The organism is Listeria weihenstephanensis (assembly GCF_003534205.1).
In the GTDB taxonomy this organism is placed as follows: Bacteria; Bacillota; Bacilli; order Lactobacillales; family Listeriaceae; genus Listeria_A; species Listeria_A weihenstephanensis.
In genome coordinates this window covers 3,351,526-3,365,465 of sequence record NZ_CP011102.1, presented here as the reverse complement: position 1 = coordinate 3,365,465, position 13,940 = coordinate 3,351,526, and the positions used below count along the sequence as shown (strand labels likewise).

The 13,940-nt window shown below is 39.4% G+C and carries 8 protein-coding genes; 7 read left to right on the top strand and 1 reads right to left on the bottom strand.

Annotation, left to right across the window (positions count from 1 at the left end):
• Positions 1-10: 10 nt before the first annotated feature.
• From rhaM to UE46_RS15980, 5 genes are all read left to right on the top strand, one after another.
• Positions 11-325: an L-rhamnose mutarotase gene (gene rhaM / locus UE46_RS16000; protein ID WP_036060948.1), complete on the top strand. Its 315-nt coding sequence runs from the start codon at positions 11-13 to the stop codon at positions 323-325.
• A 20-nt stretch (positions 326-345) separates the two neighbouring features.
• Positions 346-1,650: an MFS transporter gene (locus UE46_RS15995; RefSeq protein ID WP_036060947.1), complete on the top strand. Its 1,305-nt coding sequence runs from the start codon at positions 346-348 to the stop codon at positions 1,648-1,650.
• Positions 1,643-2,797 (top strand): lactaldehyde reductase, encoded by a 1,155-nt coding sequence (fucO, locus tag UE46_RS15990; RefSeq protein ID WP_036060945.1) that lies wholly within the window; start codon positions 1,643-1,645, stop codon positions 2,795-2,797. Before UE46_RS15995 ends, fucO begins: the two co-directional genes overlap by 8 nt.
• A gap of 1,288 nt (positions 2,798-4,085) precedes the next feature.
• A complete protein-coding gene (locus UE46_RS15985; protein WP_036060943.1) occupies positions 4,086-4,928 on the top strand; it encodes an LD-carboxypeptidase in 843 nt (280 codons plus the stop codon).
• Positions 4,929-5,207: 279 nt separating this feature from the next.
• Positions 5,208-5,510: a hypothetical protein gene (locus UE46_RS15980; RefSeq protein ID WP_118907779.1), complete on the top strand. Its 303-nt coding sequence runs from the start codon at positions 5,208-5,210 to the stop codon at positions 5,508-5,510.
• A gap of 361 nt (positions 5,511-5,871) precedes the next feature.
• Here UE46_RS15980 and UE46_RS15975 read toward each other — a convergent pair whose 3' ends face one another.
• A complete protein-coding gene (locus tag UE46_RS15975) occupies positions 5,872-7,335 on the bottom strand; it encodes a helix-turn-helix domain-containing protein (protein ID WP_036060939.1) in 1,464 nt (487 codons plus the stop codon).
• A gap of 720 nt (positions 7,336-8,055) precedes the next feature.
• Between UE46_RS15975 and UE46_RS15970 the strand changes: the two genes are divergently transcribed.
• Entirely contained in the window at positions 8,056-8,733 is a 678-nt protein-coding gene (locus UE46_RS15970; RefSeq protein ID WP_233231025.1) for a Crp/Fnr family transcriptional regulator, read from the top strand.
• A 105-nt stretch (positions 8,734-8,838) separates the two neighbouring features.
• Complete coding sequence (locus UE46_RS15965) at positions 8,839-13,902, top strand: immunoglobulin-like domain-containing protein (protein ID WP_118907777.1); 5,064 nt, start codon at positions 8,839-8,841, stop codon at positions 13,900-13,902.
• Positions 13,903-13,940: the final 38 nt, after the last annotated feature.

Sequence of the window (13,940 nt, the reverse complement as noted above, 5' to 3'; positions counted from 1 at the left end):
GAGTCGCAACATGGAAAGAATAGCATCGATTATGTACTTAAAAGACGGTTTTGCGGAGGAATACAAGGCGAGGCACGATGATTTATGGCCAGAAATGGAGCAAGTCCTGAAGGAACACGGCGCGCAGAATTATTCGATTTTCATGGATGATAATACACACGTTTTGTTCGCGTACTTAGAAGTAGAAAATAGAGAAAAATATGACAAAATAGCATCGACTGAAATTTGCAAAAAATGGTGGGCGTATATGGAGCCATTGATGGAAACGAATGATGACAACAGCCCAGTTTCGAAAAATTTAACATCTGTTTTTTATCTTGCGTAACATAAAAAGGAGGAAAAAGTATGGCGAATGCAGGTAAAGGAAGTTTAAAAGCCACTCTTACTGTGTCGATGTCGAATTTTCTGGAGGCTGGATCGATCGTTGCTGCTGCTGGAGGACTAACGTTATGGGTGAATTATTTGAATCTATCGGATGCGTCTGTTGGTTTGCTTGGCGCGGTTAGTGCGAACGGGTTTGGATCGGCAGTTGGTGCCTTTATTGGTGGGGCTTTGGTTGATAAATATGGACGGAAGTTTATCTATAAATATGATTTAATTGTGTATATGATTGGTGTGCTTTTGATAGCGCTATCAATGAATTTCGGTATGTTATTGACAGGGTATATTATCACGGGGATAGCGGTCGGAGCAGCGATTCCAGCGGCTTGGACGTACATCGCGGAGGAAGCACCAGCAAAAGATCGGGCAGCACATGTTGGATATGGGCAGTTGGCTTGGTCGGTAGGGCCTGCTGTGATGCTATTTTTGGCGGTATTAATGGCGCCACTTGGCTTGATGGGAAGTCGAATTATTTTCGGAATGCTGTTTGTAATCGCTCTAATCACGTGGGTTTTACAGCAGCAAATCAATGAATCAACAGTTTGGGAAGATCAGAAGAAAGAGGATGCAAAAGCTGAGAATGTGGGTAAAAAAGTCTCGATTAAGGAGTTATTTACGATTAAGGCGAACCGAAAAGCGATTACGCTCGTGCTCGGTATCTACTTTTTCTGGAATTTAGTTGCAGGCGTCATGGGTTATTTCATGCCGTATATTTATCAAGTGGTTGGCGGATTGACCTCGGCGCACGCGAACTTGTTGCAAGGAACACTGTGGGTATTCACGATTCTTTCGACTTACTTTGTCTTCATTAAATTGGGCGATAAGATGAACCGCAAGCTGTTATTTGGGATTGGCGCCGTCATGGGAATTCTGGCGTGGATTATCTTGACGTTTGGTTCGATGGGAATGACGGAACTGTTGCTATTCATTATTTTGTGGGGTGTTGCGGCTGGTTTTGGAGCGCAAGCGTTTTACGGATTATGGGCTGGCGAACTTTTCAAAACGCAATATCGGGCAAAAGTGCAAGGCATGATGTTTGGATTAGTGCGTGTCGGCGTTGGTTTGATTTCACTAGTCGTGCCAGCTATGATTACGTTCCTAGGATTTAAAGCGGCGGGTATGGTGATGATCGCATTCTTGGTCATTCACTTAATTATTGGACTTATTTTAGCGCCTGAAACGCGAGGTAAAACGCTAAAAGAGATCGAGGAAGAGCGTTATGGCCCAGAGGAGAACAGTATAATCGAGGAGGAACAATTCAATGGTTAACAGAATGATTTTGAACCAAACTTCTTATTTTGGCGCTGGTGCGATAGGGAAAATCACGGATGAGGTCCGAAAATCGGCTTTTCAAAAAGCATTTATCGTGACGGATAAGGCTTTGGTTGAGCATGGAATTGTGCAAAAAGTGACGGCGTTATTGGATGCGGGGCAGTTGCCTTATGTGGTTTTTGATGGCTCGATTCCAAATCCGACGATCGCGGTTGTGAAGACTGGGCTCGTTGCGTTTCAACAGTCAGGCGCGGATTATATCATCGCGATTGGCGGTGGCTCCCCGATTGATACGGCAAAAGCGATTGGGATTATTGCGACGAATCCAACATTTAGCGATGTGCGGAGCCTAGAGGGTGAGGCAAATACGACGAAACCTAGCGTTCCAATTTTTGCAGTGCCTACGACTTCGGGAACGGCGGCGGAAGTGACGATAAACTATGTGATCACGGATGAGGAGCGGCAACGCAAATTTGTTTGTGTGGACCCGCACGATATTCCGCTGGTGGCATTTGTGGATAGCGATATGATGATGTCGATGCCAAAATCACTGTGTGCCGCAACGGGTATGGACGCTTTGACGCACGCTATCGAAGGCTATATCACGAACGCAGCTTGGGAACTCACCGATATGCTACACTTAAAAGCGATTAAAATCATCGCGGGATCGCTTCGTTCATCGGTAAATGGTGACGCAGCTGGACGCGAAAAAATGGCATTGGGGCAGTATATTGCAGGAATGGGATTCTCAAATGTTGGATTAGGTCTGGTGCATGGGATGGCGCATCCGCTCGGGGCCTGGTACGACACGCCTCATGGAGTTGCGAACGCGATTATCTTGCCAACCGTTATGGAGTATAATGCTGCACATACAGGCGAAAAATATCGCGATATCGCCCAAGCCATGGGTGTTGTTGGCACAGAATCCATGTCGCTTGATGAAGCACGAAAAGCAGCTGTTAGAGCGGTTTCTGATCTTTCCAAAGACGTCGGAATCCCGAGTTCATTAAGCGAAGTTGGCGTGAAAGAGCAAGATTTAGAGTCGCTTGCCAAAGATGCCCTAGCCGATGTGTGTACTGGCGGGAATCCAAGGCCAACAAATACGGAAGAAATTCTAGCGTTGTATAAGAAATTACTTTATTAACAAAAATATCCATCACGCCTATCCTGTAATATAGATAATAGCGATTAGTTTATAACTCCTTTTAGAGGAGTTGCAATATTTCTTACCTTAGCTAAAATCGTGTTTTTATTTTCTAAACCAATAAATTGTATGGTAAATGGTTTTGCATGGTGATATCTCTCCCTTGGATTGGATTTCGTCACTTTTATTTTAAAGGATGTTGATATTACCGTGTATTTTTTATCTTGAAACGGGAACAAAAAAATGTTGTGGCAGATTAATTTCTACCCCAACATTTACTATAGAATCCAATTTTGAGTGGTTTTGATAGTTCATTTTAGTCGGTTTTAAATTTTTTTCGACCACTCATGTATATTCCAGTGGTATTTACTAAGAGGAATATTATTAATAAGAGCCGATTTTTATAAATGAGAGAGGCATCATTAGTAAAACATGATACCACAGTTAAAACTAAAAAGAATATACCAAATACGATGAAACCTTCTTCCTCAATCACTCTTGTTAGTAGGTTCGCTTTAGGTGTAAGACTCATTAAACGCCCAGTTTTAGTTAATATATATCTGCCGAGAACAATTACTACGAATAATGCCAGTATATAAAATCTTCCTGTATAGAATATATCACCGTTCTGGTTGAAGGTTGTCCATATGATTAGTACTAACAATATCATACTAAATAAAGAGAAGGTTTCATTAAGAATTTTTTTCACATCTGTTAACTCCCAATCTAATAATTTTTGTTATTGTGATTATATTTTAACATGAAAAACTGGATTTTCAAGCCCAATTTTATATTATGAACTGAAAATTGACTTTTTTCTCAGTAAAGCGGTGTCGCATTTTTATCTTTTAAAAATTGTTACCAATCGCAGGATTCTACTTGTTAAAATAATCTGCGCTTTGAATATTGAACTTATTTTGGTACTAGTGCAATTGAGAAAATCAGGTTTTAACAAGGTGTTTACTGTGACGGATAGTGCTTTAATGGGGTTCAAATTTATAAATAAAATAACGAATTTACTTGATGTAGCTAAACAAATGCCGAAGAAATTTTAGCGTTGTATAAGAAACTACTTTATTAACAAAAATTTCACATTTTCATCTTAGAAAATTCATGACTGTCCTGTAATATAGATTTTGTAGACAACAACAATTACTTTTTAACTCCCTTTTAGAGTAGTTGCATTGTTTCTCACCTTTTTTCATACCTCTCTTAGAAAACGCCAATCCTGACTAACCAGGGTTGGTGTTTTTGTATGCTAAACTAGAGGTGAGTGGAGGTGCGGCTTATGTTGCAAAATGGAGATATGATTGGCTTGGTGGGCTGTTCTAATGGGCGAAAGCGAGAGCAAGAAAAAGATATAGATCGTGTGGAGGAATTGCTTGCCAAGAATTTTGGTTTGAGCCTGATTCGAGCGACAACAATTTTTGAAACAGAAAATAGAATGCCGCAACAGCGCGCGGAAGCCCTCTTAAATATGTATCGAAATCCAGAAATCAAGGCGATTTTCGATATTTCTGGTGGCGATTTAGCGAATGAAATCTTGCCATATCTTGATTTTGAGGTCATTAAAGCGGCGAATAAACCGTTTATCGGATACAGTGATTTAACGGTTGTTTTGAACGCGATTTATGCGAAAACGGGTATTTTAGGTTATAACTATCAATTACTTCATTTGGCGGGAAATGAGTCGGAATTGCAGTTACGCCAGTTCGAAAACACCTTTTTGAAAGGGAAAAAAACGATAATTCCGTATGAAATAATACGAACGGGCACGAAGATGTCAGGCGAGATTATTGGCGGAAATATTCGGTGTTTGTTGAAACTTGCAGGAACGGAGTATCTTCCTAGTCCGACGGGGAAAATTATTCTACTCGAAGCGATGAGCGGGGATCGTAATAAAATCGCGACTTATCTCGCGCAACTAGATCAAATCGGCTATTTAAAAGAAGCAAGTGGCGTTATATTGGGAACCTTTTCAGAAATGGACGAGCTGGGACGAAGTGATGAAGTAGTGGAGATGGTGCAGGAATACGCGAAACGATACGATAAATTTTTGCTGAAAACCCCAGCAGTTGGCCACAACACAGACGCGCATCCCTTGCCATTAGGACAAATACTTGAATTCTAATATAATTCTCATGAAATCCCCGCAAAACTTTCATCGAAGGCCTGTATTATAAAGAGTGTAAAGCAAGGACAGCAATTAGTTTTACTCCCCTTTTTCTAATTGTGGTGTCCCTTTAACAAACTCCCTTTTTTGACCAGCTTCCCCGGCTGGTTTTTTTGCGTTTACTTTGAGATAATGGGAATCTGGGGGGATTTTGATAGGGATAGATAATAAGATGTATGTGGCAAATCATGATGGCGGCAGTTTAGTGAGTTATTATATAGAAGGAGTTGGAGTAACATGGCGTTAGAAATGAGTGTTATCAATAAGTCGCAGAACAAATTAACGCAGAAAGTTTTCGTGTACATAGAAGGACAGCAAGATACGACGAATATAAAGCAATTGGAAAGCGGTGAGATAGACCGAATTGAGATCCCTGTTACAGAAAAAAATATGACCAAGGATATCGTGCTTTCCTATTTGAATACAGACAGCGCAATTATCATTAAAAAAATCGGCCAAATTGAGAGTATGACCCAAATTGTACAGCTAGAAATCACAGATATAACGAGAGAAGGAACGATTAAGTATGATATAACATAAAAAATGAAAGTTTCATAGAATTCTCATGAAAACCCCGGTGAATTTTCATCGATGCACTGTAATATAGAGAATGTAAACAGGACAGCAATTAGTTTTACCCCCCTTTTTCTAATTGCCTCAGTCCTTATAACTCCTTTTTTGAACCAGCTCCCCCCTAGCTGGTTCTTTTTGTTGGGGCTGTTACGAACAAAGAGAGTTACAGCCCCAATATGCATGAGAGCAGAGCGAGCATGTAATCCCCCAGTGGCGTGTTTGAACAAAGAGAGTTACAGCCCCAATATGCATGAGAGCGAAGCGAGCAAGTAAACCTTCAGCGACTGTTGTTACAGCTATACATAATCAACCGCAAAGCCAGGCTGCCTCACCCCTCCAATCTCCCATCCCGAATCCCACTCAACCGCTCCTCCAAACGCATCCAGTCATTCTGCGTAGGTGGGAAATTCCAAACAAAGGCAAGATCAAGATTCGTAGTCACAGTTGTGGTTTCTGTAACGATAAGATCCACATTTTTCGGGATACTTTCAATATTTATCTCGATATTCAAATTCAACTTGCGAAGAATCTGGGATTTTAATTTATTTAGAATCGCATTATCTTGACTTGTAACCAGTGCAATTTCTAGTTTTGGCTCGTATTTTTTCATGGCAAACTTTTCAACAATCAGGACCATGTATTTATAACAAAAATAAATGTCTGGTGCCGCGAATTGCTGGAAATTTTCAGGATTGAATAGTTTTGTTATTATCACTTCTAAATTCGCCCATAGTGCGGGATTCTCTACTTTGAAATAGTCAGCTTGCTTCCGTAAATCGCGGTATATATACAGATGTGGCAGAGATAAGCCGTAAAAATTAACATTAATTAGATCGAGCCACAAATGATCATTTTCTTCTATTACTATATCTGGATACTTTATGGCGAACTCCTCAAGGAAAGCTGCCGCGATTTTATAAGGAAGGGTCTGCTTTTCCCTGTGCCACTCAATGAGTTTGGTCGCCCTTAAACTTCGCGTTTTGGCGTATAAAAGATTACTAATAGAAATAGTTAGATACTTTTCCTCAAGTTCTCTATACTGTTCAGGGACGCTGTTCATCAAGGCCACACCGTGTTTTTTAATAAAATCCACCACTTGCGGAGGCACACAATTTTGTAAAGGCATATCCGCCGTATAACGTTTCTGAGCGTGGCGCATGTACCTCACAGCTAACCGGTAAAGCAATTGCTCTTTTTCGACGGCATTCATGGATATTCGGCTATTCCGTAAAAATTCATTGAGTTGGTACAGTAAAACCTCTCTAGAAATCGAGCGAAACGGCCAAATCCTTCCTCTATATGTCCGCCAATATAAATTATAATAGCATTCTCTAATCCAAATCTCAGGCCCAGTGATTCTCATTGGGTTTGTTTCTATATTTAGGTTAACGGTATGGAGGCTGTTTTCTATATATTTCAACCTCAAATAAAAGGTGCTTTTCGTAAGCAAATGTTGTTCATAAAATTGGCGTGCGCGCAGATGTGGATAATTAAATGTACTGTCTAATATAATATAAGCCATAGATGTAGTCATATATTTTTCAATGATAGCGTCTAAGGAAATGCTATCGGGTTTGTCTAGAAAGGCGCCGGTAGATTTTTTAACAATTAGCTGAGTATTGGGAGCATTTTCAGCTAGATATAATTTTATGTCATCAAGCGCGTTGTAAATAATGCTGGTACTATAATTGAGCGTAGTGGCGAGTTCTGATATTTGCCAGTATTTTCGTTCCTTCCCGAGCAAGCGGATAATATCAACTTCGCGTAGTTCTTTTTCATCCAAAAATTGCATACAAATCTACCGTCCTTTCTACGAATTCTATTTAATAATACCCTTCTCTGCTCTTTTTACGCTTTTTTGACCAGCCACGACAAAAGATTCACAAATTAGTCGAATTTCAAAATCGAGAAGTGCATATATATATAAAACCAATAAAATTTCCCATGTTAAGCTAGAAATATGGCCTGTAATACTGCATTTACATAAAATTTTAGAAAGGGGGCGGAAGTTATTTACCCAGATGACGCTTAATCTCGAAAAAATGTTCTTCTAGAAGTATATTTTTTTAAAAAAGTACATGTAGTGGAACATATTGATACGACTTAGTTAGGCCATGTTTGTCCTATCAATACAAAAAGAAACCTAATTTTTAGGAAAAAATGTAGAAGTAAAGTATTATACTTTGAATGTACTCAAGAGAGGGCATAATGAAAAACTTCTATTAATTTAAAATTTGCAGCAGTCACAAAAAATTCACAGATAGCTTGTGTAGTTGCAACTGTGTTGTGAAATCCAAAAGAATAAGATGTTACACTACAAATAACAACAAGATTATTGAAGTGGACCCGCTTTTGTAAGTCGAAGTTGGGTCAGGATGAAAAGACATAAAAGATTCACAACTTTTTTGGATATCTGCACCATAGTTGAAATATGGAAAACAAGAACGTGTTAAATTAATAAATGTAATCTTTCGTGACTATTCAAGATGTTAGAAAGGAGGAGTCATAATTGGTGTATATTTCAAGTGATACAAGTTTAGACGGGATTATAAAAGAGCTACAGACGAATGCATATGGTGATAATTTAGTACAAGAAGTTACTTTTGATAAAGGGCAACAGATTATCGCACCAGGTAAGACAAATAATGCACTATACATTATAAACTCTGGGATTTCAATCACAACTCAGACAATGAAAGATTCACTGAAGCCAGTCATATCCTTTCTAACAGATGGAGATATTATTGGATTGGAATCATTTTTCAGAAAAAACGAAAGTGTTGTTATGACGCAAGCAACAACATTAACGGGGCTTAGAGCAACGAAGATTGATATGGAATACTTGCTGAATTATTTGGCAAATAGACCATCATTCATGGAATATTTCGCTAATTTAATGACTGAACAATTATACGATTTGTATGAACGTTACATGCAATTGATGCTAGGCCGTGAAGAGCGCTTCGTGAACTCACTTTATGATATTGCAAATAAGCTAGGAGTTTCGGTGGATGAAGGTGTTGAAATACCATCTGTGATCAATACCAAACTTATTGGAGCGTATTGTAATGTGGATCGCAATTTTATACCAAAACAACTTAAGAAAATGATGCAGGAAGGTCAAATTAGCGTCGATGACAAAAGTATTGTCATTAAAAGCATACGCACAAATCGCAATATTCAGTCATAAATATTTTGAATGTAAGGAGGTGTTTATCGTGTGAACCCATAATCGTTCGATGATAGGCAGGCATTTTACAAAAAAAAAAGAAACATAAGAAGGAGAAACATAAACATGAAATTACAACAAAAGGGACCAATTAACGTCCTATCTATGAAGACACTTAAAAAGGCGGCTAAAACAGCGTTAATCGCTACAGTAGTTGCAAGTCAAATAATCACAGTATTACCAACAGGATCACATGCAGCAGAAGCAGCAGGAAGCGCAACTACTGAAAAAGAAGCTCCAAGCGCAGCAGTCGTAGCACAAAAATACGCTCCACTTGGCGCTACATTAGCACTTGATGGCGGTGTAACAGAAAAAAGACAACAAGTTTCAACATTCGCTGAGTTTAAAGCGGCGGCAGAATCAGGAACTGTAAATGTCATTGAAATTACTGGGGATTTCCAATTAGCAAGTAACGTAACAGTAAACAGCAACATGCGTATTGAAGGTAACGGACATACAATTAGTGCTGCGTCTTTCCAAGTTATCATGAAATCTAATTCTATTGTTGATTTAGAAGACTTAATCATGACAAACGTAGGAACAAAAGGTATTTTTACAGGTTTTACATCTACAGCGGCACCAACAGTAAACATTATTGATAGCGTTGAAATTCGCGGTATGATTATGGGCGGAACTGGTAAACTTTCACTTTCTATCGCTGGGAAAAACAACCGTTTAGTCAATGCTGAACGTCAAGGTATGGACGTTGATAGTCTTGAAATTGCTGACAACACGCAAATCGATCAATTAGAAGCATTGGAAACAGCGGTTAAAGTTCGTTCTTCTGGATCAGTAAACATTGGTGACAATGCAATAATCAATATGATGTCAAACAAAGGCTATGCATTTGATGTATCAAATAGTGCTCTTGTAGTTGGTGAAAACACAGTTATTAAATCAGCATCTAAATACGGTACATTAAAAGCTGCAACATTAGTAGTTAAAAATGGCGCAGATTTGACACTAGCATCAGGCGATATCGGTAACGGTATTTATGTTTCTGGTAACATCACAATCGGTGACAATGTGAAAGTTAAAGCAACTGGTACTGGTACTGCAATTTACGCGTACAACACTGGAGCTTCTATCGTTGTAGGTAAAGACGCAGATATCGACGTAGTTAGTGATAACGGCAGTGGTATTTACGGGAACGCAACAATTACATTTGGCGATCGTTCTTCTTTAAAATTAAGAACACATGATAGAGGTATTTACTCAGCAGGAGCAGCAACAATCCGCTTTGGTTCAGTATCTAACCAAAATCCACAACCAGAAGACCGCGTTAAAATTGATATCGATTCTGGCGTTAGTTACGGTATTTACTCTGGCGGACCTATCATCTTTGGAGATAACACAGAAATAGCTATTAAAGCTAAGAGCGATGCTATCTATGCATCTGGTACTTCACGCATTGACTTTGGTGCTAACACATCATCAAACATCACTTCTTCAAGTGGCGACGGCGTTAATGCAGGTGGAATCAAGTTCGGCGATAATTCCACAGCATACATCAAAGCATACACAAACGGCCTTGAAACAACCAACACAAGTGGTGAAGGTATTTCTACAGGTAAAAATGTAAACATGACAATCATTTCTCCAAATCATGATGGTATCTACACATATAAAGATACAACATTTGGCGATAACAACACACTTTCAATCACAGCATTGAACAGCCATGCAATCCACACTCTCTACGGTGGATCAGTTAAATTAGGCGTAGACTCTAACCTATATCTAAATGCTGGAGCTGGCGTAATTCAAGAAGGTAGTGCAGCAGCTACATTTAACGTAGGAAATAACTCACTTGTTAAAATTGAGTCTTCCGATTATGGTATTAAAACATCAGGTTCAATCACCTTTGCAGAAAACTCAAAAGCTAACATCCGTGCAGCATCTGGACAAGGAAACTACCCAGCGATTAAAGCTAACGGTGTTGTTACATTCAATAAAAATACCATGGCTTATATAGAAACACTTTCAAACACATCAACAATGTTATTCGACTTAACAGGAGCACAAAGCTCGAAATTAGTCCTTAATTCACCAAAATATATCGACTTCCGTCAAAATAACAGAGCCGTAGCAGGACATATCGTTCGTGGTTATTCTAGCAGTAATGTAGCTTACCAATCACGTATTGAAATGAACAACATGGCTAAAGTATACGCTTGGGATCATGCAGCAGATTGGTCTAAAGCAACAGGAAGCGAATGGAACACTATCGATAATGTTAGAATTCCATTAATCTATAAAGTTGGAACTACAACAGTAGATTATTACAGTGGTTTAGCGACAGGTGAAAATATCGATGGTTTCAGCCTTTTCGATTACTCACGTGTATCAACAGAAGGTTCAAGCATTGTTGACCGCCCAGTAGTATCACCAATTTTTGAAAATGCTACAACTGTTTCAGGAACAGGTGTTGCAGGCGACGATATCGTTGTAACATTCCCAGACGGTAAAACAGCTAAAACAACGGTTGATAAAGATGGTAACTGGACAGTTGACGTACCAGCAGGAACAACACTAGCGAAAGATCAAAACATTCAAACTTACCAAACAAATGGTGTCAATGACAGCTCACGTGTTACAACAAAAGTACAAGAAGACACTTCAGTTCCAGCAGTACCAACAGTTTCTCCTATCAAAGCAGGCGATACAACACTGAATGGTGAAGCAGTTCCAGGAAACACAGTAACAGTAAAACTTCCTGATGGAACAACAGCAACAGGCGTAGCAGACGTAGATGGTAAATTTGCAATAACAATTCCAGCTCAAAAAGCAGACGCAGTTATTGATGTAACACAAGCAGGCAAAAATGGTCTACCAAGTGATCCAACATCTGTCGTAGTTAAATCTAACGAAAAACCAGTCATTATAGCAAGCGACAAAACAATCAAAGTTGGTGACACGTTCAACGCATTAACAGGCGTAACAGCGACTGACAAAGAAGATGGCAACTTAACAGCAGACATCAAAGTCGTAACAAACACAGTAGATACAACAAAAGCAGGCGTATATTCTGTTGAGTACTCTGTAACAGATTCAGACGGTAACAAAACAACAAAAACAATCAAAGTGACTGTTAACACGAACGACAAACCAGTGATCACAGCGACTGATAAAACAATCAAAGTTGGTGACACGTTCAACGCATTAACAGGCGTAACAGCGACTGACAAAGAAGATGGCAACTTAACAGCAGACATCAAAGTCGTAACAAACACAGTAGATACAACAAAAGCAGGCGTATATTCTGTTGAGTACTCTGTAACAGATTCAGACGGTAACAAAACAACAAAAACAATCACAGTAACAGTCAACACGAACGAAAAACCAGTGATTACAGCGACTGATAAAACAATCAATGTAGGCGACACGTTCGACGCATTAACAGGCGTAACAGCGACTGATAAAGAAGACGGTAACTTAACATCAAGTATCAAAGTTATCACAAACACAGTAGATACAACAAAAGCTGGAACATACACTGTGGAATACAGCGTAACAGATTCAGATAAAAACACAACAACAAAAACAATCACAGTTACAGTTGTTTCCGTAACAGCAGGAACAGTCGTAGTCACTGCACCATATTATGTAGGGTATGATACAACTGTTAAAGCAACCGTTTCTGGTGATGCAACGAAAGTATATCTACAAGTTGGCGACACGAAGTATACAACAGTTCCAGTAAGTGGGAACTTCACGTATTATGCGAAAGACAAAATTACAGCGACAACACAAGACGCGTACATTGTTGCTCTAGACTCAGCAGGTAAAGAATTATCACGTGCTAAAGTAACATTGAAAGACGGCGAGCTACTAAAAGGCACAGTAACACCAAAAGGATTCATTGTTAGTGCGGATAGCTATGTGACAGGAACATATACAGGTTCTGTTACAAAAGTAGCAATTTCGGTTAATGGAACGGTATATCCAGCCGTGGCAGTAACAGGATCAGGCGCTCTTCAATATTACGCAAAAGACAAGATTAAAAACGCATCAGACGTAGTTAAAATGATTGGTTACAACTCAGAAGGTACTATCATTGATACAAAAGACGTATCTGTTGCTGGACCAGAAAGCTTGGTTGGCGCAATCACGATTAACCCAAGTAACTTTGCAATCTCTACCGATTCTTATGTCAAAGGTACATTCACAGGTAATGTGAAAACTGTTTCCCTTGTTGTAAATGGTGTAGAATCAGCAAAAGTTGGCGTGATTGATGGTACAACATGGCAGTATTACGCAAAAGGTAAAATTTTGAGCCCAACAGATGTTGTTCTTGTCAGAGCATACAACGCTGCGGGTATATTAGTAGACACGAAAACATTAAATGTGACTCAAAATCCAGCAGGAGCAAGCACGATCGTACCAGTCGCTTTCAAACTTAAAACAGATACAAATGTTAAAGGTACTTTCACTGGAAGCGTGAAATATGTAGCGCTTAAAGTTGGCGATACTGTTTACAGTAAAGTAGCCGTGGTAGATGGCACTAACTGGCAGTACTATGCAAAAGATAAGATTAAAGATGCGACCACAGCCGTTTCTATCATTGGCTATGACAGCACAGGCACAAAAATTGCAGAAGCACCAGTAACTATCACACCTGAGGGCGGGTCTACACTAACAACAAGCACATACTTGTTAGGTACAGGCGATACGACAGGAACATATACAGGAACAGTGAAATATGTGGCTGTTAAAGTCAATGACACAGAGTATGGCAAAGTCCCTGTTAATGCAGATGGCACGTACACTTACTACATCAAAGATAAAGTAACAAGTAAAGACGATGTTATAACGGTTCTAGCTTACGACTCATCAGGCGTTGTTGTTGCAGAAAAAGGCGTTACAATCGATCCAGGCGTAGCACCAACAATGGAAGCAGATGCCTTCACGATCGGTACAACAAGAAATATCACAGGTACGTTTACAGGCGGTATTAAATATGTTGCTATTAAAGTAGGCGATACAACATACAGCAAAGTCCCAGTAGCAGCAGATGGCACGTACACTTACTATGCGAAGGACAAAATTAAAGACCCAACAGCAAAAGTAACCGTTCTAGGCTATGACGCCGTTGGACTTGCTTTAGAAGTTGAAGTAGCAGTTAACTAAAATTTAGATACAACTCGGTGTGATGACTAAACTTGCTT

Excerpts from the sequence above, each read along its gene's own strand:
- UE46_RS15985 (WP_036060943.1), top strand. The coding sequence starts at position 4,086 with ATGTTGCAAAATGGAGATATGATTGGCTTGGTGGGCTGTTCTAATGGG.
- rhaM (WP_036060948.1), top strand. The coding sequence starts at position 11 with ATGGAAAGAATAGCATCGATTATGTACTTAAAAGACGGTTTTGCGGAG.
- fucO (WP_036060945.1), top strand. The coding sequence starts at position 1,643 with ATGGTTAACAGAATGATTTTGAACCAAACTTCTTATTTTGGCGCTGGT.
- UE46_RS15975 (WP_036060939.1), bottom strand. The coding sequence starts at position 7,335 with ATGCAATTTTTGGATGAAAAAGAACTACGCGAAGTTGATATTATCCGC.
- UE46_RS15965 (WP_118907777.1), top strand. The coding sequence starts at position 8,839 with ATGAAATTACAACAAAAGGGACCAATTAACGTCCTATCTATGAAGACA.
- UE46_RS15995 (WP_036060947.1), top strand. The coding sequence starts at position 346 with ATGGCGAATGCAGGTAAAGGAAGTTTAAAAGCCACTCTTACTGTGTCG.
- UE46_RS15980 (WP_118907779.1), top strand. The coding sequence starts at position 5,208 with ATGGCGTTAGAAATGAGTGTTATCAATAAGTCGCAGAACAAATTAACG.